The sequence below is a fragment of the Vibrio sp. 10N.261.51.F12 genome (assembly GCF_041471725.1).
Lineage (GTDB): Bacteria > Pseudomonadota > Gammaproteobacteria > Enterobacterales > Vibrionaceae > Vibrio.
In genome coordinates, this window is record NZ_JBFROV010000016.1 from 184,707 (window position 1) to 208,115 (window position 23,409).

General features: G+C 45.0%; 18 protein-coding genes. 12 read left to right on the forward strand and 6 right to left on the reverse strand.

Translation table 11 applies throughout. The features are described 5' to 3' along the window. Window positions 1-272 precede the first annotated feature (272 nt). The 3 genes from AB4405_RS11150 to AB4405_RS11160 all read left to right on the forward strand — a co-directional run bounded on the left by AB4405_RS11150 (window position 273) and on the right by AB4405_RS11160 (window position 3,837). Entirely contained in the window at window positions 273-1,208 is a 936-nt protein-coding gene (locus AB4405_RS11150) for a bifunctional enoyl-CoA hydratase/phosphate acetyltransferase (RefSeq protein ID WP_372060825.1), read from the forward strand. Between the two features lie 38 nt (window positions 1,209-1,246). After that, window positions 1,247-2,311, forward strand: coding sequence for a butyrate kinase (gene buk / locus AB4405_RS11155; protein ID WP_372060826.1), 1,065 nt, complete (start codon window positions 1,247-1,249; stop codon window positions 2,309-2,311). A 149-nt stretch (window positions 2,312-2,460) separates the two neighbouring features. Then, on the forward strand, window positions 2,461-3,837 hold the full coding sequence (locus AB4405_RS11160; protein WP_102470410.1) for an aldehyde dehydrogenase: 1,377 nt from the start codon (window positions 2,461-2,463) through the stop codon (window positions 3,835-3,837). 134 nt (window positions 3,838-3,971) lie between these two features. Here AB4405_RS11160 and AB4405_RS11165 read toward each other — a convergent pair whose 3' ends face one another. Beyond that, entirely contained in the window at window positions 3,972-4,853 is an 882-nt protein-coding gene (locus tag AB4405_RS11165; protein ID WP_102471354.1) for a LysR family transcriptional regulator, read from the reverse strand. Window positions 4,854-5,214: 361 nt separating this feature from the next. Here AB4405_RS11165 and AB4405_RS11170 point away from each other — a divergent pair, with 361 nt between their 5' ends. Both AB4405_RS11170 and AB4405_RS11175 read left to right on the forward strand, forming a co-directional pair. Further along, window positions 5,215-6,468, forward strand: coding sequence for an MFS transporter (locus tag AB4405_RS11170; RefSeq protein WP_372060827.1), 1,254 nt, complete (start codon window positions 5,215-5,217; stop codon window positions 6,466-6,468). 356 nt (window positions 6,469-6,824) lie between these two features. Continuing rightward, window positions 6,825-8,057, forward strand: coding sequence for an MFS transporter (locus tag AB4405_RS11175; RefSeq protein WP_372060828.1), 1,233 nt, complete (start codon window positions 6,825-6,827; stop codon window positions 8,055-8,057). Window positions 8,058-8,146: 89 nt separating this feature from the next. On the opposite strand, the gene AB4405_RS11180 is transcribed toward AB4405_RS11175, so the two are convergent. Together AB4405_RS11180 and AB4405_RS11185 are read right to left on the reverse strand one after the other, a co-directional pair. After that, window positions 8,147-9,319 carry a DUF1887 family protein gene (locus AB4405_RS11180; protein WP_372060829.1) on the reverse strand — a complete coding sequence of 391 codons (1,173 nt, stop codon included), beginning with the start codon at window positions 9,317-9,319 and terminating at the stop codon, window positions 8,147-8,149. A gap of 252 nt (window positions 9,320-9,571) precedes the next feature. Continuing rightward, window positions 9,572-11,563: a methyl-accepting chemotaxis protein gene (locus AB4405_RS11185; protein WP_372060830.1), complete on the reverse strand. Its 1,992-nt coding sequence runs from the start codon at window positions 11,561-11,563 to the stop codon at window positions 9,572-9,574. A gap of 429 nt (window positions 11,564-11,992) precedes the next feature. On the opposite strand from AB4405_RS11185, the gene hinT reads away from it, so the two are divergent. The 7 genes from hinT (at window position 11,993) to AB4405_RS11220 (ending at window position 18,271) form a co-directional block, all read left to right on the forward strand. Beyond that, window positions 11,993-12,343, forward strand: a complete 351-nt coding sequence (gene hinT, locus AB4405_RS11190; RefSeq protein ID WP_102471359.1) for a purine nucleoside phosphoramidase — start codon at window positions 11,993-11,995, stop codon at window positions 12,341-12,343. An 87-nt stretch (window positions 12,344-12,430) separates the two neighbouring features. After that, window positions 12,431-13,828, forward strand: a complete 1,398-nt coding sequence (locus AB4405_RS11195; RefSeq protein WP_372060831.1) for a COG3014 family protein — start codon at window positions 12,431-12,433, stop codon at window positions 13,826-13,828. Then, the gene (locus AB4405_RS11200) at window positions 13,828-14,220 is read left to right on the forward strand and encodes a YcfL family protein (protein WP_372060832.1); all 393 of its coding nucleotides are present in this window, start codon (window positions 13,828-13,830) and stop codon (window positions 14,218-14,220) included. The genes AB4405_RS11195 and AB4405_RS11200 overlap by 1 nt, the downstream gene beginning before the upstream one ends. A 66-nt stretch (window positions 14,221-14,286) precedes the next feature. Beyond that, window positions 14,287-14,877, forward strand: coding sequence for a penicillin-binding protein activator LpoB (lpoB, locus tag AB4405_RS11205; protein WP_102471362.1), 591 nt, complete (start codon window positions 14,287-14,289; stop codon window positions 14,875-14,877). 15 nt (window positions 14,878-14,892) lie between these two features. Further along, window positions 14,893-15,933, forward strand: coding sequence for a phosphotransferase (locus tag AB4405_RS11210; RefSeq protein WP_372060833.1), 1,041 nt, complete (start codon window positions 14,893-14,895; stop codon window positions 15,931-15,933). A gap of 82 nt (window positions 15,934-16,015) precedes the next feature. Further along, window positions 16,016-16,555: an alpha/beta hydrolase YcfP gene (ycfP, locus tag AB4405_RS11215; RefSeq protein ID WP_372060834.1), complete on the forward strand. Its 540-nt coding sequence runs from the start codon at window positions 16,016-16,018 to the stop codon at window positions 16,553-16,555. A 426-nt stretch (window positions 16,556-16,981) separates the two neighbouring features. Then, window positions 16,982-18,271: an NAD(P)/FAD-dependent oxidoreductase gene (locus AB4405_RS11220; RefSeq protein ID WP_372060835.1), complete on the forward strand. Its 1,290-nt coding sequence runs from the start codon at window positions 16,982-16,984 to the stop codon at window positions 18,269-18,271. 93 nt (window positions 18,272-18,364) lie between these two features. On the opposite strand, the gene AB4405_RS11225 is transcribed toward AB4405_RS11220, so the two are convergent. The 3 genes from AB4405_RS11225 to mfd form a co-directional block, all read right to left on the reverse strand. Beyond that, on the reverse strand, window positions 18,365-18,910 hold the full coding sequence (locus AB4405_RS11225) for a GNAT family N-acetyltransferase (protein WP_372060836.1): 546 nt from the start codon (window positions 18,908-18,910) through the stop codon (window positions 18,365-18,367). A 90-nt stretch (window positions 18,911-19,000) separates the two neighbouring features. Beyond that, window positions 19,001-19,807: a peptidoglycan binding protein CsiV gene (locus tag AB4405_RS11230; protein WP_372060837.1), complete on the reverse strand. Its 807-nt coding sequence runs from the start codon at window positions 19,805-19,807 to the stop codon at window positions 19,001-19,003. Between the two features lie 138 nt (window positions 19,808-19,945). Next, window positions 19,946-23,404: a transcription-repair coupling factor gene (mfd, locus tag AB4405_RS11235; RefSeq protein WP_372060838.1), complete on the reverse strand. Its 3,459-nt coding sequence runs from the start codon at window positions 23,402-23,404 to the stop codon at window positions 19,946-19,948. Window positions 23,405-23,409 lie beyond the last annotated feature (5 nt).

Below are 23,409 nucleotides of genomic sequence, written 5' to 3' on the forward strand. Positions count from 1 at the left end.
ACTAGATATTGATTAAATAAATGTATGATCGCTTTATTCATTAAGGTCAAATGACTGTTACCGTAAAACGTTCAAAAAAATTGACTCTGAGTGAAGTTAATGTGAGGCGTTTGTAGGCTAAATTAATTTCATCCTTTGAAAGGGATTAAGAATAATCACTATATATTGCTCCACAGTATATTGATTACTTAACCTTGATGAGAGCCTACGAAATAGATAAATAGTAAAGCCAATATTGAGCTTTACTATCTAAATTATAAGGTATCGCCCCTATGTACAATAAAGACTTCTTTATTAAGCAAGCTCAGAAATTCGGTAAAAAGCAACGCATGGTTGTTGCAGCAGCTCACGATGACGCAACACTAGACGCAGCGAATAATGCATTTAAAGAAGGCATGGCTGACGTCATCCTTGTTGGTGAACGTGCGTTAATCAATGCAGCCGCTGAGAAAGCGAACGTTGACTTGGCTAATTTCGAAATCATTGAAGCTGACGGCCTTGAAGCAACAGCTGCTGCTGCGGTAACCGCAATTGCTGAAGGCAAAGGCGACTTATTAATGAAGGGTCTCATTGACACTTCAATCCTTCTGAAAGAAGTACTTAAAAAAGAACACGGTCTACGTACTGGTAACGTTCTTAGCCACGCAGGCGTACTTTTCAAAGAAGGTGGCGATAGCTTCCACGTATTTACTGACGCTGCAATGAACATTGCTCCTACGCTTGAGCAAAAGAAAGGCATCATTAAAAACGCCGTTCAACTTGCGCACTCTGTTGGTATCGAAGAGCCAAAAGTAGCGAACCTATGTGCGAAAGAAAAGCCATACGACAAAATGCCAGCCACGATGGACGCCGCTGAACTTCAAAAGATGAACCAGAATGGTGAAATTGAAGGCTGTATCGTTTCAGGCCCTATCTCTCTCGATATCGCAATATCTCAGTATGCAGCAAACCTAAAAGGTTGTACCGATGCAGTTGCTGGTCAAGCTGACATCCTAATGGTTCCAAACATCGAAGTAGGCAACGTGTTTGCTAAAGCACTTCAGTACATGGCTGGTTTCAGCATGGCGGGTGTTTTACTTGGTGCTCGTATCCCAGTTGTTCTTGTTTCTCGTGCAGACGGTGAAGCTGAGAAAACCGTTTCTATCGCGCTAGCGTGTTCTGTTGCTGCTCTAAGCCAACAGAAAGAAGCTGCAGAAGTCTCTGCGTAATTACAAATAGAAAGTCACTAATTCAGGTTAACGAAGAAATGAAAATTCTAGCTATCAACCCAGGTTCTACCTCTACAAAGATCGGTGTTTTCGAAGGCACTACTGAGCTTTTCGAAAAAACGCTACGTCACAGCGCTGAAGAATTGGCGCCATTTGGTGCAGTGGTTGCTCACCAAAAAGCGTTCCGTAAAGAAGCGATTCTAGCGGCGCTTGAGGAAGCGGGTGTTCAAGGTTCTGAGCTTGCAGCTGTAGCATGTCGTGGTGGCGTACTTAAGCCAATCGCTGGCGGTACTTACAAAGTTGAAGACGCAGTAATCGCAGACCTTCTTGAAGCACAAATCCAACATCCAGCGAGCCTAGCGGCGATCATTGGTAAAGAGATTGCTGACGAGAACGGTATCGACGCGTTCTTCACAGATGCGCCGGTTACTTACGAGCTATCTGAACTGGCTTCTTTCTCTGGCCACAAAGCGATTAAGCGTAAGGGTCGTTTCCACGCGCTTAACCAAAAAGCTATCGCTCGTCAGTTCGCTGAAGAGCAAGGTAAGAAGTACGAAGACGTAAACGTCATCGTATGTCACATGGGTGGCGGTATCACTGTTGGCGCTCACATGGGCGGCCAAACTGTTGACGTAAACGACGCAGTTTCTGAAGGTCCTTTCACTCCAGAGCGTTGTGGTGATCTTCCTACTCGTGAGCTTATCGACCTTTGTTTCAGCGGCGAGTACTCGCATGCAGACATGAAAGCATTCATCCAAGGTAAAGGCGGCGCATTCAGCTACACAGGTAGCATCGACATGCGTGAAATCGAAGAGAAAGCAGAAGCTGGCGATGCTGAGTTCAAGCTAGTGACTGACGCAATGGCTTACCAAGTATCTAAGCAAATCGCTTCTATGGGTGCCGTGTTCGGTGGCGAAGCTATCGACGGTATCTTGCTAACTGGCGGTATTGCTTACAGCAAATACATCACGGCTGAAATTGCTAAGCGCGTTTCATTCGTAGCTCCAGTTAAAACGTACCCAGGTGAAGTAGAGCTAGAAGCGCTTGTACTTGGTACGTTGCGCGTAGTGAACGGCGAAGAAGCTGCTCAAACTTATGCGTAATAAAACTTACGCTTAATAAGAACTGACGCTTGATTAAATGGCGACGCTTAATTGAATAGCGACGCCTAACGAAATAAAGATTAGAGCAGGCTCTAGTGCCTGCTCTGCGAAAGTGGACAACCACTTAATACTTTACAGAGGTAATAAACATGTCTTTTGATATCGATAATGCACAAGGTGTATTCACAACTGTTGAAGCTGCAATCGCTGCAACTCACAAAGCTCAAGTAGAATTCTACGCAACGTCTACTAAAGAAGGTCGTGAAGCGATCCTGACTGCTATGCGTGGCGCGGTTCTAGCTAAAGCTGAAGACTTCGCAAAAATGGTTCGTGAAGAAACGAAACTTGGCCGTGTTGAAGACAAAATTGCTAAGCACCAACTGACTGCTGCTAAAACTCCAGGTACTGAAGTTCTAGAAACTAAAGTATGGTCTGGCGATAACGGTATCTCTCTAGAAGAGCGTGCACCATACGGTGTTATCGGCGCAGTTACTCCTGTAACTAACCCTACTGAAACTATCGTTAACAACGCTATCTCTATGCTAGCATCTGGTAACGCAGTAACGTTTAACGTTCACCCATCTTCAAAAGTTGTTTCTGCTATCATGATCGATCTTCTAAACAAGACTATCGTTGAAGCAGGCGGCCCAGCTAACCTAATCACTATGGTTAAAGAGCCGACTCTAGAAACGCTTAACGAAATCGCTAAATCTCCACTAATCAACATGCTTGTTGGTACTGGTGGCCCAGGTCTAGTTAAAGCTATCCTACAATCTGGTAAAAAAGGCATCGGCGCTGGCGCTGGTAACCCACCAGTAATCGTAGACGCTTCTGCTAACCTAGACCTAGCAGCGGCTGGCGTATACGGCGGCGCATCTTTCGATAACAACCTACTTTGTATCGGTGAGAAAGAAGTATTTGTTGAAGACGCAGTGGCTGACGAGTTCCTAGCTAAGCTAGAAGCGACTGGCGCATACGTGCTTTCTGCTGAAGAAGCTGAGAAGCTAACAGCACAAATCCTTACTATGGACGAAATTGACGGTGCTAAGCCTTGTACTGCTCAAGAAATCGCTCGCGTATGGCACCCAGTTAAGCAACACGTTGGTCAAGACGCTGGTGAAATCCTGAAGTCTATCGGTGTTGAATCTGATACACGTCTAGCGGTAATGGTTGTTGAGAACGATCACCCACTAGTACACGTTGAGCAAATGATGCCAGTACTTCCAGTGGTTCGTTGTGCAAACATCGAAGAAGCCATTGAGCGTGCAGTAGCAGCAGAGCGTGGCAACAAGCACTCTTCTTGCATCTACTCTGGTAACATTGAGAACGTGACTAAGTTTGGTCGTGCAATCAACACAACTATCTTCGCTCACAACGGCCCAACACTATCTGGTGTAGGTTACAACGCTGAAGGTACTTCAACGTTCACAATCGCTGGTCCTACTGGTGAAGGCATCACGAACGCACTGTCTTACACACGTGCACGTCGTTTTGCTATCGCTCAAGGCGGTCTACGCATCGTTTAATCAATTTACCCCGATTGATGACAACGAAAAAGCCGAAGCATATTGCTTCGGCTTTTTTTTTGTTGTATTTCCCATGCTAATTAATGTCTGCCCTGTCCTGAAATGTGATTACACATTGAGGATGAACTGGGAACCTAAAATAAATCGTAAATGCTTTCCTCTATCCCATCAATAAGTGACTGGCGAGTTTCAACCGCGTGGTCATTGGGACGAGACATTTCACCAAAACTTTCAAAATACATTCCGTTCGGATGTTTCACGACGACAAGGTGTTCTTGTCTGAGTTCATGCTTGACCAGTGTCTCCGGAATAATGGCCCATCCAAGATTATCAACGACCGCTTCTAGCACTTCTTGGTGGTTCGAAAAGCTGATTGTGCTGCTTGAAATAGGACGGAAATCCTCATGAATCTCTTCAAACAAGTGTGATAACACAATTTGTCGGTGTGCACTGATGTCGGTCGACGTCACGCTCGTTGATTGCGCTAATGGATGCTTCGGTGAACATACCGCCATCATGCGGATTCTGTGTAGGGAGCGCACCTTGATCTGAGGGTCATCACCTGAGCTAAAAACAAGTCCATAGCCTAGATCAACGTGTCCTTCTTTAACCAGTGTCGGTATATCCGCGCTGGAAGCCTTAATCACGGTGAGTGAGAGGTGAGGGAAGTTGTCGGATAGCGCGACCAGTTGTTGACGCCAAAACGAGGAAGGGAGCGTGTCATCATACGCGATGCGTATTTTATCACTGTCACCTTGGCGAAATTGCTCTGCTTTAGAGTAGAGGCTTTCAGCCATATTTAATATGTTTTTACAGTCGGTGAGTAGGGCACCGCCAGCTTCGTTCAGCACTAACCTATTGCGTGTACGCTCAAACAATTCGACACCAAGCTCATCTTCTAAGCTAGACAGCGCCATGCTAAGCGACGTACGAGTTTTGCCCATGATATTGGCAACCTTGGTTAAAGAACCGTGTTCCGCAGTAAGCGTAAATACACGTAATTTTGTCAGGTTCATGAGGTAGGCTCCGTTCTTAAATGAAGGGACATTTCTTAATCGCTGCTATTATTTTTATCGTTGTACTTAGAGTATAGCAATGTTGGCACTGAGTGAAGCGTTATATTGGCACTGGTGCGCAGACCCTATATCACTTTATTTATAGAGTGATTAAGATGAATTTGATTAATAAGCATAGTAACTACGTGGTTTTATTTTCGATATTGAGAATAGTAATAAACACCGAATTATAAATTTCAATCATGAATTGTTACGCTTTTCTATAACTAGTAAAAATGGATTTTTTTACGGTTTAATTCTATCTATCCACTATTAATGACGATGTATCTACTAATAGTGATTTACCTACGGGGTCTGTAATATGTTGAAAAAACTTGGCTTAGAAGGTTGGTTCTCAGCACACTTTGCATATGGCATAGTTCAAATCGTATTTATACCAATGATGGTGCCATCTTTTATTCTTGCTCGCACGGGAAGTGCGACTCAAGCCGGTCTTGCAATGGGCCTATTTGGTATTGCAGGGCTTCTAGCGCCCTTAATTGGTATTATGGCCGATAAATTTAAAGCGCACCGATTAACACAAGCGTTAGGGCTTATTGCTTATATGCTTGCTGGCGCATGTTTCGTCATTGCCGGGGACAATTTTACCACAATGGCGATTGGGTCGGTATTGTTTGGTGCGGGCTCCGCGATTATGCTCATGCTTAATCCTGTCTTCATTACTTTTGCTGGGCATGACACTAAAACAGAGGCCATGAAGTTGGGGCGAATGTCCCAAGTGTTGATCGTCGGCTCTTTGCTGTCGGGCATTGCCTTAGCCGCAGTCACGGAGGCCGGTTGGACCTATGAAGCACGCTTTATTGCCATGATAGTCGCGGTAGCCATTCTATTTGTTATCACGATCACAACCAACAAGAAAGCCGCACAGCGTATCATAGATAATGCCGATGCTATGGCGGCGGCAGCACAAGAAGAGTCCGCTCCGAAGACTGGTCTTTTTAAAGTGCTGTTCTCTAATTTTGGCCTCTTTTTGGTGGCGGTAGGGATTCTTTGTGCAGGTCAAGGTGCATTCCAAGCCCAGTATCCAAACCTAATGGAGAATGGTTATGGTGTGGCGCAGTCTTTATCTGCGGCGACGTTGTCAGTTGCGGCAGTCTTGGGCCTGTTTGTTCTTGTATTAGCTGAAAAGTTTGTCGCGAAGTATGGCGCCATCAGCTTGTTTAAACTTTGTGCATTAATTTCGATTGCTGTCGTTGCCGTGCTTTATTTTATTGCTGAGGCTGCCATGGTGTTGCCATATGTGATTCCGTTGGCACTTGTGCTTGTGTATCTCCAGGGCATTACTATTACAGATATGATTTCTCCTGCGATTGCTGCACGTTTGACCTTAGTTGGTGGAGGGTATACGCAAGGCCTAATGATGTTCTTCATCTCGCTTGGATTTGGGTTGGGAAGCGTAGTGAGTGGTGTGGCCGTTGACGGGTATGGATGGTCAGCATTACCGCTGTCGATTCTTGGCTTAACGGTGATTTCTTATGTTTGTATTCTTGTGGTTGCCCATAAACAAAAGAAGCAACTTGGCAAGGTGCCAGTAAGTAACGAAGCCACAGTGTAGATTCAGTGTTTAGCGAAAAAGAGCCCGGTGTTTGAACTGACCCCCAGTCGTTTGCCAGGCTCTTTTTTTTGGGGCAAACCTAAATGTTGAGGGTTACAGAAGTGTTGATAATGTAAGGGTGCGGTGGGGGTTGGAGATGAATCGTTATGATTTCGTTATCGACACTCAAGGTAACATACTGTGTGAAATAAGTGGTTCCCCCGTGTTACTTATATGGCCGAGAAAGCTCGTTATAATCGCCTCATTTAGAAAATTGGTCGCTGTAATAAAGCGAACCTAACTTTTATTGTTCGCCTTTTACTCGTGGTATTCATTCTCTTGAAATAGGCGAGAGCAATTATATTAGAGGTCGTCACATGTTGAAAAAACTTGGTCTAGAAGGGTGGTTCTCTGCCCACTTTGCATACGGTATTGTTCAGATCGTATTTATTCCAATTATGTTGCCATCATTTATTCTGGCCCGAACGGGCAGTGCGACTCAAGCCGGCCTCGCGATGGGATTATTTGGCTTAGCCGGACTCTTTGCTCCGTTGATCGGTATTTTAGCGGACAAATTTAAGGCACATCGATTGGCCCAAGGTTTGGGCTTGGTATCGTACTTGCTCGCAGGCGCATTTTTTCTTGTAGCAGGCCAGGCGTTTATTTTTATGGCAATCGGTTCGGTTCTTTTCGGAACCGGTTCTGCAATTTTGCTGATGCTTAACCCCGTATTTATTACATTTGCAGGCTATGATGAAAAAACAGAAGCGATGAAGCTAGGCCGAATGGCTCAGACTCTGATCTTTGGTTCATTATTGGCAGGGGTCGCGTTAGCGGCGGTAACGGGGATGGGCTGGAGCTATGAAGCACGGTTTATCGCTATGATGGTGTTGGTTGCGGTACTGCTGGTTGTGACGATGATGACCAACAAAAAAGCAGCGCAGCGTATTGTCGATAATGCTGAAATGGTTGCTCAAAACAATAGCGACGAAAGCGCGGAAAAAGTGAGTATGACCAAGGTTTTGTTTTCCAACTTTGGCCTTTTCCTATTAGCCGTTGGTCTTTTATGTGCAGGCCAAGGCGCGTTTCAAGCTCAGTATCCTAACTTGATGGAAAATGCTTATGATGTTGTTCAGTCAATGTCAGCCGCGAATCTATCCATTGCTTCCGTGTTAGGTTTATTTGTGCTGGTGGGAGCGGAGAAATACGTGACTAAATTTGGTGCGTTAAGTTTGTTTAAGCTGAGCACGGTTGCTTCTATTATTGTGATGGCTGGTCTGTATTTCATTGCTGAGTCGGGATTATCACTTGGCTTTATTATTCCTCTTGGATTGGTCTTAATTTATCTTCAAGGTATTACCGTGACTGATATGATCTCTCCTGCTATTGCTGCTCGCCTGACGTTTGTAGGTGGTGGTTTTACACAAGGTCTGATGATGTTCTTTATCTCACTTGGTTTTGGCTTAGGCAGTGTTATCAGTGGTATCGCTATTGATGGTTGGGGCTGGGCTGCGCTTCCTTTTGCTATTTTGGCGCTGACGATTGCAGCGTATATTTGCATACTTATTGTTGGTGCAAAGCATAAAATGACAGCAAAACTTGAACAGTAGATGGCAATTGTTGTTTAAGACAAACTGAATAAAAAAGCTTGGTAATACCAAGCTTTTTTATTGTTCTAAATGACCCGTCCTAAATAAGCTTAAGAGAGAGTGCCGTGCTCATCTACACCACCGGCTCCTTTGAACCACACGCTAAGATAATGTTTAAGTTCTTTTAGCTCATCTGGGCCAATAAGTGCCAGACCAAGATCTTCCGCGCGTGTAATATCGTTATGGCGTAACGGTCGAAAGCTCACCAGCATGGCGCGAGCTTGCAATCCACCGAGCAAATCACGTAGCGATTCAAGCTTATACAGGGTATCGTCACCGTCATCGCGCATCCCTTTCGTCTTACATTCTATGATGTGCAGTTTGTTGTTAACGACGGAGGCGACATCGAGCTCATTTCTTACTTCCCGCTCTCCAAGTTGGCGATAGACCTGAACGTTGAGCGAACGATCTTGAATTGTCGGCATATCATCTTGGATTTGTCTAACGGTACTGTGAACCAGATTTTCTAACCATTCACCGTTTGAAAAACGTCTCGCGTCTTCACTGATAAAGGTTAAGGTACCGTTGCTGTACGAGGCGATCTCTAGATCAACAAGATCGCTTATTAACATATTAAGTTCGCGGTAGCCTTGTTGTTTATCAGACAGTTCAACGTCTAGCCTTTGTTCTTTTCGACACGTTGTTGCGAGATAATTCAGCGTCGCAAGGCCAGGGCCTAACTCGAGTGCATTTCCTGCCCAACGCTCGCCGAGTGCATACAGCTTTTTATCAAGTTGTGGTGGAATGTCATACTCGGTAAATTCAGCACGTGCGCCAAACACCGTAAGGTAATCTTTAATCGTAATGTGGTCTTGCACCTGTGCATCTTCAGCACCTTCTGGGTACAACCAACACATTCTGTCACTACTTGGCTCTACTACAAATATAGGCCAATGAAAGGTTCTAAATACTTCATACACTGACAGCAATCGATGTCTCAAACCACAGCTGGCATTAAGTTTTACTTCGACGTTTTTGTCTTTTAGTGTTTTTGCCAATTCCAGCACGGTTTGCTTAATGGCAGAAGTGTTCGCAATGTTTGGGATCTCAAAGAATTCGGACGTAATGTCGCGTTGTTGCAGCACTGAGCTTAGCCGTTCAAACATACCAAATTGAGTTTCATCACCAATAAAGATGATGTGCCTACTTACCGTTCGATCATCAAGAAGTGGGGTGACAAGACGAATTGGGTCTTTGTCAATAATACCAACATGAACAGCCATAATGTTTCCTTCAACGTTTGGCTTGCTGAAAGAAGTGGGGGAGATGACAGGTAAGTCATTAAAAAGTGGAGCAAGCCATTCTCAAGATATAACGCCGCTTCACATAAAAAACAAGAGCAGGCTGTTAGGAAAGCCTGCTCTTGGACAATATTTAACGAGTTTCTTACGTTAATTGTATTATTTTTGCTCACTTCCCCCCTTTTTCTTATTCTGGCGGGTATGAGGCTTACACTCTAGCAAAGGGGTTAAGTGCTACAGTTTGAAGCGATGAACTAGCTCTCCTTGCTGATTTGCTAGGCTGGTTAGGCTTTCACTTGTTGAGGCAATCTCTGACATTGCCTGGTAGCTTTCATCGGCAATGTGATTGATCTCTTCAATGTTTTTGGCAATGTCTGCTGTGGTTTCACTTTGTTCAGCGGCAGCCTGAGAAATATGTGTGCTCATCTGGCTAATTTCGATGATCAATGCTTGAATTTCTTCCATTGCGCCATTAGCACTCGAGGCCTGTTCAACAGATTGCTCCATGTCTTGCATGCAACTTTCAATCACCTTACCGGCACTTTTTGAGCTGCTTTGCAGGTTACTGATCATGGTCTCGATTTCGCTTGTCGATTCTGTGGTCCGTTGCGCTAACACTCGTACTTCGTCAGCGACGACCGCGAACCCTCTACCTTGTTCACCCGCACGAGCCGCCTCTATGGCCGCATTCAGCGCAAGAAGGTTAGTCTGCTCAGCAATGTTGCGAATAACATCGAGAATACTGCCAATATGGCTACTCATTTTTTGCAGCTCGCCCACCGCTTCTACCGATTCATTGAGGCGCACTTCAAGTTGATTGATTGTGCTGATATTGGTGCTCATGATATGGCGGCCGGACTCAGACGCAGTTTCAACTTGATGCACTTTCTCTAGTGAGCTTTGGGCACTGTTGGCAACTTCTTGTACAGAATGCGACATTTCGGTCATGGCCGTCGCAACATTAGCGGTTTGCTCGCGCTGAGAGCTTAGTTTTGTCTGCGCTGTCGTTGAGGTACTTTGGTTGTTACTGGCGGTTTGTGTCAAGTTATCAGAAGCATCGTTTAACCGAACAAGGACATTATGTAAGCTGTCAGCAAGGGTATTAATATGGTTACCCAAGCGGCGGAATTCATTATTGTATTTGATATCAATGCGCTGTGTCATGTCACCTTCGGTCAGGCTTTCCAGTGCTTTTAACGTGCTGTTTAGCGGTTGACGTACACTTTGAGCAATGTGATAGCCTACACCGATCGCGATGACGCTCACCAACATACCAATACCGATGGCTTTTAAGACACCTTCGTCATAAATGGTACCTGCATCAGCAAGAGAGCGATTGAGGTTGGCGGTTGCCGTTTCAGTAAATCCGTTGAGTGTGGCCATCGCACCATCGACTTCTTGAGCGAGGTTTTCGATATTTTGATACAAAGCGGTACGAGCGATGAGGTAGTTGTTGTGTTGATCAAGCACGCCACCTTTTTGACCGACGTCTTTAGTAAATTGTTCGACAGATTCATCAAACACTTTCTTTAGCTCCGGCATTTGCGTAACTAAGCCTCGGTAAGCGTAGTTGAGGTGAGTTACCGCTTTTCGGTTTTTATCGACGGCTTCTTGCACAAATTGAGTGTCGTTGCTGGCTAGCGCATCTGAGGTAATGAGTTCCGCATCTTTTAGCTTAATAAAATAGCTTTTTGCCATGACCTTAACGGAGATGCTCGACACGTCATCGACGTATTCTTTCATGCCTACGGATAAGTCGGTATGCAATTTTTGGAAGCGACGCGAAGATTGTTGTACCTGTTCTTGTGCGACAAACATGGATTGATAGTTGTCCATCGCTTCTTGAGCTTCTTGGCTATAACGGGTTTGTACATCTCGTAGTTCACCGATTCTTGCTTCAAGTGCGGGAACGGAAGCACTCGCCTGTTCAAGTTGGTCAAGTACAGAGCCAAATACCGCCATTGACTCCGAAAAGTCCTGACGTCTCATGGTCATGCGTTCTTCATTTTGAGTGGTCAAAAAGTCTTTAAACGATTTGTCTGCAGAGAGCAGTTCAACACTCGTTTGATTAGATAAAGAAACCAAGGGCAGTGAGGTTTTTGAGACGGTACCAAAGTATTGATAAATCTGGCTCATCCCGTTGAGCATGATGGCAATGGTGATGACAAATAGGATGACGATGAGAGTGAATCCCGCGTACATCCGCCTTACAACTGAACCTTGCATACCTGTTCCTTCTTCTATGTTGTGCAGCGATATAAAATAAACAACCTTGGACGCGTTACCCTACCGGCTGACAAAGTAAAAGTGTTGCATTGTCATTGGCCACGTAATGTTTTTGGGTACTTGTCTCTTTGTCTCTTTGTCTCTAATTTCTTTATCGTTAGAAATAACAAAAACTGAAATATAAATGAGATGCGGTGCTACGTTTTATGACGCATACTGCAAAAATATAAGAAAGTACTGAAATTCAAATGCTAAATTGTCCATTCGATTAATAAGTGTGCGAAGTCATTGAGCGTGAATCATAATAAAAACAGTTGCCTATCGAATCGCTTAAAATTGTGATCAGACGGCCCTTAGTGCATACTTCACGGTAACGGCAACAATAATATGCCGACTCTCATTAAACCGTAATCAATTCGGAGCGTCTTCATGGCTGAAGAAACCATTTTTAGTAAGATCATTCGTAAAGAAATCCCAGCAGATGTTGTCTATCAAGATGAACTCGTCACGGCTTTTCGTGACATTAATCCCCGCGCGCCAAGCCATGTGCTGATCATACCGAACAAGCTTATTGCAACAGTCAATGACGTGGTTGCTGATGATGAAGCGATGATGGGGCGTATGTTTACCGTGGCTCGAAAAATCGCTGAAGAAGAGGGGATTGCCGAGGATGGCTATCGCCTTATCGTTAACTGCAACGCGCACGGTGGGCAAGAGGTGTACCACATTCATATGCATCTAGTGGGCGGTCGACCTTTGGGCCCATTGCTAATGAGCTAACAGCGCCTTTACCGATAGCGGTACTGGTTACTTTGGTTCGCAAAAGTAACCAGTACTTTGTAATACTTAAATTCATTTGATGTGTCTATGCTAAAACGTCGTGTTAAACACACCTTGGTCGCTTTCCTATCTCTCAGTGTTACCGCTTGTGCTGGCCTGACAGCCGGTAATTTGTTCAGCCATTATTCGCAACAAAATGCCACCGTTTATCAAGCAGTAAAAAATGGACAGTACCAACAAGCTCAATCTGCGTTACCACCAGAGCCTGTTGCCGGTGACATCTTAGATAATCTAGAAAAAGGGCGTGTCGAATTTTTAGGTCAAGCTTATCCTGAGAGTAAATTGGCCTTAGAGGTCAGTGACAAAGCGGTACGAGTGCAACAAGATAAAGCATTGTTGTCTATTTCTGATGCGGCGACAAGCGTCGGAGCATTGGCCGTAAACGACAATATTACCGAGTATGTTCCTCCTGATTATGAGCTTGGTTTTTTACATCTTTACCTTGGTTTAAACTACATCCAAAAGAATGATCTAGAAGGTGCGCTTGTTGAGGTTCGCAGAGCAAATCAGGTTCAAGAGCGAGCGAGACAATCACGAGAGAAAGACCTGAAATCAGCAGAGTCAGAGCTGAAACAAAAAGGAATTTCGCCGAACTTAGGCTCCGTGCTATCACGTTACCCAGACGCGGGCAGTAAACTGCAAGCGGTACAAAATGGCTACCTCCTCTTTCTTTCCGGGTTGCTTTATGAGGCTTCTAACGACCTTAATGGTGCTTATATTGACTATACGCGTGCATTAGCGGTTGCCCCAGATAATAAAGCCGTGATTGACGCTGTTATGCGAGTGGCAAAACGTGCGGGTCGACGACAAGCCTTAGATGAATTGAAAAAACAATATGGTGAGCCAGCGTCGTTAGAGGTGGGTCAAGGACGCGTTATTGTACTTGAAGAGCGTGGTGCAGTCAGTGCGATGCAATCATGGAATTTGTCTTTGCCTGTTTATGACAGTCAAGGTAATACGGCAATATATAGTATTGCCTTGCCTCACTATGTTCCAAGCCCTCAACCGGCGTATCCCGCGGTGACATTAGATGGTAAATCGCTGAAGGGCGATGGGCTTGTCGATGTTAATTTGATGGCGCAGCAGCAGTTGACTGAAAATATGCCAAGCATCTTAGTCCGTCAGGCATTACGTGTGTATGCAAAAGATCAGATTCGTAAAAGTACGGCTAAAGATGATGATGTTGGCAATCTATTGTTTAATGTTTGGAATACACTGACTGAACAACCAGATACGAGAAGCTGGCAGACGCTACCAAGTACCGTCAACAGTTCCAGTAATATCGTCAAGGCAGGCACTCATACCATCATTGTTGATGGGCAAGACTATACTTTTGATGTAAGAGACAAACAAACCACGCTTGTTTGGCTGTCACGCCAGGGTGGCAGTGCCACCATTTGGCATAAACAATTAGGAAGGTTGTAATGAAAAAATGGCTATTGAGTATCGGTGTACTGCTTGTATTAGTAGGCTGTTCATCTAACAATACATCAGGAATCAAGATAGAAGGTCAAACTCAAGCTGTACTGTATGGCGATGAGAGTATGGGCAATAAATTTTCTATTGATGACATTTCAACGATTGATACGAATGGGCACGCCAGAGGTATTGTTAAGCTGGCAAACAAAACATCGGTTGATCAAATTATACAATATCGTTTTTATTGGTACGACGAACAAGGCTTGGAAGTGAATACGAAACAAGCGCCTTGGAAGCGAGCAATTTTACGCGGTGACGAAACGGTCACCCTGTCAGAAGTGTCAGTAAATCCGAATGGTAAAGAATTTCGCGTACAACTGCGCGGAGCAGATGAATAACGTAGCCACCTTTTAATTACTCAGTTGAGTAAGAGTTGGAAAAATTAGCGAGACTAAGGAAAAAACATGAAAAAGAGTATTATTGCTTTGTTGGGGTTGGCCGTCATTTTAGGTGGTTGTTCAAATCAAGTTAGTTATGGTGATTCACAGGCCACTGAAACCACAACGATCGATTTTGGTTCTACCGATTTGCAGAAAATTGCTGGCGATATGGTAGATAGCATGTTGATGTCTGGTTCAGTCTCTGCCATTACAAGGGACTCACGTCCAATCGTTTTCGTTGAACGAATCAAAAATAAAACAACAGAACATATTGATACTGAATCAATTACCGACAGCATTAGTACAAAAATGCTGAACTCAGGTAAATTCCGCTTCGTTGATATGGATCGTGTTGAGTCGGTTCGTGAGCAACTTGATTTCCAAAACAATGATGAGCTAGTCAATCAAAGTACGGCCATTCAGTTTGGTAAAATGGTCGGTGCACAATACATGCTTTATGGCAACCTAAGCAGCATCGTGAAAGAAGCGGGCAGCGATAAAGATGTGTACTACAAGATGACGATGCGTCTTATGGACCTAGAAACGGGTCTTATTGAATGGGCTGATGAGACTGAGATTCGTAAACAAGAATCTCGCTCAGTGTTAGGCTTCTAACATCCAAATTAATTGATGATAGATTGGCAACATGCGCTGCAACTGCAACCAGAGTTGTTGCATGCGCAAACTGTGCTAAATGAAGTGCCCTTAGGGGCACTTCAGCTTTCTGGCGGGTTAACAAACCGTACTTGGAAAATAGCCACTCAAACGAGAGGTTGGGTGGTGTGGCGAGGTCACACCGAAATTAGCGCAGCGTTTGATATTTGCCGAGATAATGAAAAAGCGGTTCTTAACTTGGTATCGCCTTACATCAAGACCAATCAGGTATTAGGTTACAGTGAACACGGCGTGTTGCTTGCTTGGGTTGAAGGTTCTCCCGTATCTGAGGCACTATCTGCACAAGATGTCATTGCTTTGTTAGTGAGGGTGCATACTTGTCATTATCATACCGAGGCCATTCGTCGTTTCGATTACACGCAAAAAGTCGACCATTATTGGCAGCAAATAAAAGAGTGTGAAGAAAAATCACGCTATAGCACGCTCTATCAGAAATTGAGGTTACCTCCCTCGCTAATGAGCCACCCATCGGCACTTTGCCATTTCGACTTTGGTCATCACAATTTAGTCAACACCAGTACGCTTAACGGTGGTGGTATCATTTGCGATGATAATGCGATCGCTGTGATTGATTGGGAATATGCAGCGATCGCTGACCCACGACTTGATCTTGTTCTTACACTTGATATGTTGGGAATGAACCATGAGGAAGGGCTTGAATTGTACATGCGTGAGCAGAGGCGTTTAATCCGAAACACACGGCAACAACGCTCCCAAGCTCTCGATTTACAAGCACACGATTTACAAGCGCCTGATTTGCAAAGACTCGATTTACAGGATCTAGACTTACAAGAGCGCTGCTTTCAAGACTCAAGCTTTCAAGCACAATGGCGTCATGATATGCGAGTGTGGTCTGATCATGCTCAAATGATGGCACTGCTCTGGTATGTATTGGCTGCTCAGTTGTGGAGTAATGACGATTTTTTATTCAATGCAGAGCATATTTATCGCCGATTATGCAGAAGTGATCACTGTTTGTCGTTTCTCTCTGATTAATACATAGAAATTCACTTTTAAAATACGTTGGGCGTGGTAAATTTAAAAAATGCGTACCATATAGGAATAATTGAGAGGTACTATGATTATCTATCTTCACGGCTATGACTCGAGTAGCCCGGGCAACCACGAAAAAATATTACAGCTACAGTTCATCGATGATGATGTCCGTTTCGTAAATTACAGCACATTGCATCCTAAGCATGACATGCAGCATTTGCTTAAAGAAGTCCATAAACTGATTGAGCAATCTGACGACAAAGCACCCTTAATCTGTGGTGTGGGGCTTGGGGGGTTTTGGGCTGAGCGCATTGGTTTTTTATGTGGCATAAAACAGGTGATTTTCAATCCTAACTTGCGTCCTCAACTCAATATGCAAGGAAGAATCGATCGTCCAGAAGAATATGAAGACATTGCAACCAAGTGTGTTGATGAATTCCGTGCTAAGAATGGCAGCCAATGTTTGGTCATTTTGTCTCGCAATGATGAGATTCATGACAATCAAAAAACGGCCGATGCACTAGGCGGTTTCTACGATGTCATCTGGGACGAAATAGAACCTCATAAATTCAAAAAAATCTCGCAGCATTTACAGGCAATGAAAGCCTTTAAAGGGGCATAGCCTGATATTTGCTTCTCAGGCGTGAGATGTGCAATCGATATAAGCAGCGTTTTTCGCTGCTTTTTTTTGTCTGTTGTCTGGCATTTTTCTCTGTTCGATGGCGTATTTGTTGATTAATAACTCAACAAACGATCTGTGATCTGAAAAATAATTCCATTCATTAGTTGCGGTCATTAATTTGCTCTATATAATAAATCCACTCCACATTTGTTGATAAATATCAAAAAAAGTTTAGAGCAAGAAGAAAACTTGCCCCGAGATGTTCAAGATCATAATTTTTTGGACGAAAACGTGACGTTAAGCAGCTGCTGTACCGATTTAGGGTCGCTGAAGACCCAGAGCAATTCGCTCATAATGAAAGAATTTTTAGTGGTTTGAGTTACTCGAGCTACACCCCATTTTTTCACTTTTTAGAGGATAGCCATTTTGACAAATATTGTCGTAGTAGGCGGAGGCGCTGGCGGGTTAGAGCTTGCGACTAAATTAGGTCGTACACTTGGAAGAAAGAAAAGAGCGAATATCACGCTTGTTGATCGTAAAGCGAGCCACTTGTGGAAGCCGCTGTTACACGAGGTCGCAACCGGTTCGTTAGATGAAGGCGTTGATGCGTTGAGCTACCGAGCTCACGCAAAAAATCATCATTTTGATTTTCAAATGGGTAGCTTGAAAGCTATCAACCGCGAAAAAAAGTGTATTGAACTTAGCGAACTTAAAGACGAACAGGGCTCGTTGTTAATGCCTGCTCGTGATATTGATTATGACATCCTCGTGTTGGCAATTGGCTCGACTTCCAATGATTTCAACACTCCAGGGGTACGTGATAACTGCATTTTCTTGGATAGCCCAGAGCAAGCTCACCGCTTCCGCACCGAAATGAACAACGAATTTTTAAAACTGCACGCTAAAAGTGGCCAGGGTACCGTCGATATTGCCATTGTTGGAGCGGGCGCTACGGGTGTTGAGCTGTCAGCTGAGTTGCATAACGCAGTGAAAGAGTTGCGCACTTATGGCTTCGGTGATTTAGACTCAAGTAAGCTTAATGTAAACCTCGTTGAGGCGGGAGAGCGCATACTCCCTGCATTACCTCCTAGAATCTCCTCTGCGGCGCACTCCGAGCTTACTAAGCTTGGTGTAACGGTTCGTACTTCTACAATGGTGACTCAGGCAGACGCAGACGGTCTAACGACAAAAGATGGTGAGCGTATACCTGCACAAATTATGGTGTGGGCTGCTGGTATCAAAGCGCCTGATTTCATGAAAGATATCGCAGGCTTAGAGACCAATCGTATTAACCAGCTGGTCGTCAAAAACACGTTACAAACCACTCGCGATGATGACATTTTTGTTATTGGTGATTTAGCGCAATGCACCCAAGCGGATGGGTCATTTGTACCGCCGCGTGCACAAGCGGCGCACCAAATGGCGAGCAGAGCATTTAGTAACGTTGTAGCGAAGCTGTCAAACCGTGACCTCAAAGCTTATGAATATAGCGATCACGGTTCACTGGTTTCATTGAGCCGTTTCTCGACAGTGGGTAGCTTGATGGGTAACTTGACGAAAGGCTCTATGATGGTAGAAGGGCGTATTGCTCGCGTTGTCTATATCTCGCTTTATCGAATGCACCAAGTGGCGCTGCATGGTGTGGTGAAAACTGGGCTTATGATGCTTGTTGGCCGAATCAACCGAGTGTTGAGACCGAATCTTAAGCTTCACTAATCAAGCTCATAAATTTAGCGGTGCTGTCGTGGTCAACACGTTTCGGAACCCTGAATAAGTCAGATGATTGAATAAGGCACCCATTTGGGTGCCTTATTTTTTTGGTGGTACTAGAGAATAAACGAGTCCGGTTTTAGGCTGTCCATTAAAAATGAATCGGTTTTCGGCCTGGCACTCATAGCTCGCACCAATACGTATTGCTAAATCTTGGCTGGGTTGGTTGTTTGGGTCACACACTATTTCTAATCGCGTGAGTAATAAACTGACAAAACTAAACTCGCCTAATGCTTCAAGTCCTTCTTTGGCATAGCCTTGGGATTGCGCTGAATCGGCCAACCAATAGCCCAAGCTGCCCATATTAAAGGTGTGATAGAACTCATTGAGTGCCACCATGCCCACGAATGAACCCGAATCTCTTTCAAAAAGTCCAAACCCGAACGATTGAGCTTTAATCCAATTGACTCTTGTCGCCCCAATAAAGTCTTGCGCTTCTTGAGTACTAAAACCAGCGTGACACCAATCAATCCAACGGTGCAGTGATGGTGAATGACGAATGGCATGAGCGACCTCTATTGCGTCCTCTTGTGTGAGTAAGCGTAAGCACAATCTAGGGGTATAGATACAATAATTGGTGTTCATAGTGTGGGGTGTCGATTGATGACGATAGACATAGCGGGCTGAATATCGTGTGATGCGAGATAAAGAAAAGGCCCATATTTGGGCCTCTTACTAGTTAGCAACTCTTCTTACTTGAATGATCATCCCTAATAGAGGGTGATCTAAGTAGTGAGTTTCGTTACTGCGCATGCGTCGCTTTTGATCGAGGCGATAGTTTTTCAAAAAGGTTTGCACCTCGGTCTGTACTTCGACTTCTTGCAGGTTACCTGCGATGACATTATTGTCTGGCTCTGAAGCATCGCCAGTTGTCAGTGGAGCCATCAGTTCGGCATCACTCTCTTGAATAGGGGTAGGGCCCGCTATCACGACTTCTTTACTGCTTGGCGATTTTAAATCGAGTTGGGCTTCTGCGTACAAGTAGTGCTGAACGTAGATTTGCAGTTTGCCATCAAGTTCATAAAGCGGTTTATCGATCGCCACTTCTGTGACGCCGTCAACGGGAGAAGACTGATTGTCATTACTGCCTTTCACGCTGCCGTTGGTGTTGAACGTCGAAGAATAGTCTTTGCCTGCTCGAATATGAAAACTAGGCGCCGAGGCTTTTCCTTGATCGCCTTGACGCCACGCTTTATGCAAGAGAACAGAGTAACCAGCATGCTTTTTCAGCTTTGCCACTTCGTCATTTAACTGATAGGCGGAATAAGGCAGCATTTTCACACCTTTTGACGCCCGATAATTGGCATCATTCATGGCACCACTGCGTTTAAAGTCGATCTGTGTGAGGTCATTTGGCCAAGACTCATTAACCTTTTCAGGATTCACGGCACGCTTAAAAATGATCACTTCAATATCAAACTGTCGCTGTGCCAAACTTGGCATAGAAACTAATAGGAGCAGCAGTGGGATCAACTTTTTCATTCTTTCTCCATTGATTGACACTATCGTTGTGTTCAACCACATTATATCAACTAATACAGGGTGTTGCCGAGACAATTCCATCACGCGTTACTCAACACCCTTTAGCACGTTGTTGTCTTGATTGGTTTCAATCCTAAATCAACGTTTCGGGCCCTGATTTTTTTCAAATTCTTCCAACATATTATTTAGGAAATTTAGACGCTTGCGACGATCCGTCAAGCTTTCTATGAATTTGAATTTTGTCGGCCCTTCCATGGCAAACTTGTGTGGCTGAGCTTGTAGCAGTTTAACTAAGAAGGCTGGGTCTATGTCAGCATCAGGATAAAATTCGATGTAACCCCCTTTGTCGTGCGCCTCCAGTTTTTTCACTTTTAGTTGAGCCGCACGTAGCTTCATTGCGGAAATGGCCAGCAAGTGTTTGGCTGCATCGGGTAGCAAACCAAATCGGTCAATCAATTCGACTTTTAGTTCACGGAGTTCTTCGTCATCGGCCACACTTGCTATGCGTTTGTACATAGACAGTCGCATATTAACATCTGGTATATAGTCGTCAGGAAGCAAGGCAGGAATGCGTAATTCAACTTCTGTCTGCTCACGCAATAAGTCGTCAAGTGATGGCTCTTTGCCTTCTTTGAGTGCTTCTACGGCTTGTTCTAACATTTCCATATACAAAGAAAAACCAACCGAGTGAATCTGGCCACTTTGCTCGTCGCCCAGTAGTTCACCAGCCCCTCTAATTTCCAGATCGTGCGTGGCAAGCGTAAATCCGGCGCCCAAGTCTTCTAGGGATGCAATTGCATCGAGTCGCTTAATGGCGTCTTTGGTTATCGCTTTAGGGTGTGGCGTGAGTAAGTAAGCATAAGCTTGGTGATGCGAACGTCCAACACGGCCTCGTAATTGGTGTAATTGAGCTAAACCGAGGTTGTCGGCTCGGTCCATAATAATGGTATTGGCGGTCGGAACATCGATACCCGTTTCAATGATTGTCGTACATACGAGCAGATTGAAGCGCTGATGATAGAAATCATTCATAATGCGCTCAAGCTCGCGCTCTCGCATTTGTCCGTGGGCCACGGTGATGCGGGCTTCAGGTATAAGTTTAGCGAGGTCCTCGGCCACCTTATCAATGGTTTCCACTTGGTTGTGCAGAAAGTACACTTGTCCGCCACGCATAATCTCACGCAGAGCGGCTTCACGAACGACGCTGTCATCACGCTCGCGAACAAAGGTCTTAATCGCGAGGCGACGTGCTGGCGGGGTAGCGATAATCGATAAATCTCGCATGCCACTCATTGCCATATTAAGCGTTCGTGGGATAGGCGTGGCGGTTAACGTTAAGATGTCGACGTCGGCGCGCATGGCTTTTACTTTTTCTTTTTGACGAACACCAAATCGGTGTTCTTCATCGACAACCAGTAGGCCAAGATCTCTAAATTTGATCGTGCTTGAAAGCAGCTTATGTGTCCCTACCAGAATGTCGACCTTGCCTTCTTTGACATCCTCTAAAATGAGTTTTTGCTCTTTCGCAGTTTTGAAGCGCGATAACACCTCTACACGAATAGGCAAATTGGCAAATCGGTCACGAAAGTTTTCAAAGTGCTGCTGGGCAAGGAGTGTGGTTGGTACTAATACCGCCACTTGTTTATTGTTGTCGGTTGATAAGAAGGCCGCACGCATCGCCACTTCGGTTTTACCAAAGCCTACATCCCCACATACAAGTCGGTCCATCGCCTTCGCTTGGCACATGTCAGATAGTACCGCATTGATGGCTTGGGCTTGGTCGTCTGTCTCTTCAAACGGGAAGCCGGTTTTGAACGTGGCGTATTGATCTCTATCGAGCACAAACTTATAGCCCGGCTTGAGCTCTCTTTTGGCATAAACGTCAAGCAATTCAGCCGCGACATCGCGTACTCTTTCCGCTGCTTTACGGCGAGCTTTCGTCCAGGCTTCTCCGCCAAGCTTATTGAGCGGTGCTGTGTCTTCTGCGCCACCTGAGTACCGGCCAATGAGGTTCAATGAGGCGACCGGAACGTAGAGCTTGGCTTCGTTTTGATATTCTAGCGTGACGTATTCTGTAGTGATTCCACCAGCTTCAAGGGTTTGAAGCCCGAGGTATCGACCAATCCCGTGGTCCACATGAACAACGGGTTGACCTGGTTTTAATTCCGCAAGATTACGAATAATGGTGTCGCTGTTGACGGACCGTTTTTCTTTTTTCCTGCGTTGCACAACGCGTTCACCAAGCATGTCGCTTTCGCAGACAAGGGCAAATCGTTTTCCTTGGGCAAAGCCGTATTCACATTGACCAATGATAAGACTGAATTTGTCTTTACTGGCAAGGGCTGACGCGAGGCTTTCGTGTTCTTGAGGGCGCAGCTTAATGCGATGCAGTAGTTCAATGAGTGCTTCACGTCTTCCTTCTGATTCAACAGAAAAAATGATCTGGCCTTGGTATTGCTCAGTGAACTGGCGAACCTGTGCCATCGGCTCTTTGAGCTGATGTTGGACTGAGATGTCAGGCAGTGGGCTAATATCGGCGTTTTTTCTGCCTGCCTTGGCGTCAATCGTGTCACTAGACACAATAAGTTGGGCGTGCTGTTTTAGCCCAGTATAAAACTCATCTTTTTGTTGCCATAACGCGGCCGGTGGCAATAGTGGACGAAGAGGATCAACTTTTCTCTGTTCATAACGTTGTGCAACGTCATTGAGGAAATGCTCGATAGAAGCGTCGATATCTCCAACCATAATGAGTTGCGATTCATCATTGACGTACTCGAACAGTGTCTCAGTATGATCGAAGAACAATGGCTGCCAATACTCTATACCAGCCGGCCAAATCCCTTTAGAGACCTGGCTATAGATCGACTCTGGCTCTCTACGTGCTTCAAACTGCTGACGCCAGCGTACGCGAAATTCTTCGATGGCTTCTTTGGTGGTCGGGAACTCATGCGCAGGCAGTAAGCGTATCTCGTTGATGTCTTCCACTGAGCGCTGATTTTCGGGATCAAACGTTCGAATGGTATCAATTTCGTCGTCGAAAAAGTCGATTCGATAAGGCGCATCGCTGCCCATCGGGTATAAATCAAGGATGGAACCGCGACTTGCATATTCACCCGGACCAAAGACTTGCTCAACTTGGCGGTAGCCCGAATTTTCAAGCTGATGGCGTAACTTTTGTAGCGAAAATAAATCACCAACTTTCACCATTAAGGTGTGTTGCAATAAAAAGTCGCGTGGCGTTTGCCTTTGAAGCAACGTGCTGACCGGAATAATGGTGATGCCAGAACTTTGCTGCGGCAGCGTGTAAAGCTTGGCTATTCGCTCAGAGATAATATCTTGATGTGGCGAAAAATTGTCATAAGGCAGGGTTTCCCAATCAGGAAATATACCGACACTATCTGGATAAAACTGCTCAATCTCACCTTGCAGTTTAATCGCCAGCTGCGGGTCTGGAACGACGAGGAGCGTATGACTATTATGTGCTTGTGCGTGTTCACTGATAGCAAGTGCAAGTGAGCCACCAAGTAGGTTGCCCAGATATTTTTTATCGCCCGCACCTGATGGCATGTTTAGGGGGAGTAACGAAGAATTGGTCATAGTGT

What these genes read in the sequence shown, in the direction of transcription:
- AB4405_RS11185 (WP_372060830.1), bottom strand. Translation starts at nt 11,563, where the DNA reads ATGCAAGGTTCAGTTGTAAGGCGGATGTACGCGGGATTCACTCTCATC.
- AB4405_RS11230 (WP_372060837.1), bottom strand. Translation starts at nt 19,807, where the DNA reads ATGAAAAAGTTGATCCCACTGCTGCTCCTATTAGTTTCTATGCCAAGT.
- AB4405_RS11165 (WP_102471354.1), bottom strand. Translation starts at nt 4,853, where the DNA reads ATGAACCTGACAAAATTACGTGTATTTACGCTTACTGCGGAACACGGT.
- buk (WP_372060826.1), top strand. Translation starts at nt 1,247, where the DNA reads ATGAAAATTCTAGCTATCAACCCAGGTTCTACCTCTACAAAGATCGGT.
- AB4405_RS11200 (WP_372060832.1), top strand. Translation starts at nt 13,828, where the DNA reads ATGAAAAAATGGCTATTGAGTATCGGTGTACTGCTTGTATTAGTAGGC.
- AB4405_RS11170 (WP_372060827.1), top strand. Translation starts at nt 5,215, where the DNA reads ATGTTGAAAAAACTTGGCTTAGAAGGTTGGTTCTCAGCACACTTTGCA.
- AB4405_RS11225 (WP_372060836.1), bottom strand. Translation starts at nt 18,910, where the DNA reads ATGAACACCAATTATTGTATCTATACCCCTAGATTGTGCTTACGCTTA.
- AB4405_RS11180 (WP_372060829.1), bottom strand. Translation starts at nt 9,319, where the DNA reads ATGGCTGTTCATGTTGGTATTATTGACAAAGACCCAATTCGTCTTGTC.
- ycfP (WP_372060834.1), top strand. Translation starts at nt 16,016, where the DNA reads ATGATTATCTATCTTCACGGCTATGACTCGAGTAGCCCGGGCAACCAC.
- mfd (WP_372060838.1), bottom strand. Translation starts at nt 23,404, where the DNA reads ATGACCAATTCTTCGTTACTCCCCCTAAACATGCCATCAGGTGCGGGC.
- AB4405_RS11150 (WP_372060825.1), top strand. Translation starts at nt 273, where the DNA reads ATGTACAATAAAGACTTCTTTATTAAGCAAGCTCAGAAATTCGGTAAA.
- AB4405_RS11210 (WP_372060833.1), top strand. Translation starts at nt 14,893, where the DNA reads ATGATAGATTGGCAACATGCGCTGCAACTGCAACCAGAGTTGTTGCAT.
- hinT (WP_102471359.1), top strand. Translation starts at nt 11,993, where the DNA reads ATGGCTGAAGAAACCATTTTTAGTAAGATCATTCGTAAAGAAATCCCA.
- AB4405_RS11175 (WP_372060828.1), top strand. Translation starts at nt 6,825, where the DNA reads ATGTTGAAAAAACTTGGTCTAGAAGGGTGGTTCTCTGCCCACTTTGCA.
- lpoB (WP_102471362.1), top strand. Translation starts at nt 14,287, where the DNA reads ATGAAAAAGAGTATTATTGCTTTGTTGGGGTTGGCCGTCATTTTAGGT.
- AB4405_RS11195 (WP_372060831.1), top strand. Translation starts at nt 12,431, where the DNA reads ATGCTAAAACGTCGTGTTAAACACACCTTGGTCGCTTTCCTATCTCTC.
- AB4405_RS11160 (WP_102470410.1), top strand. Translation starts at nt 2,461, where the DNA reads ATGTCTTTTGATATCGATAATGCACAAGGTGTATTCACAACTGTTGAA.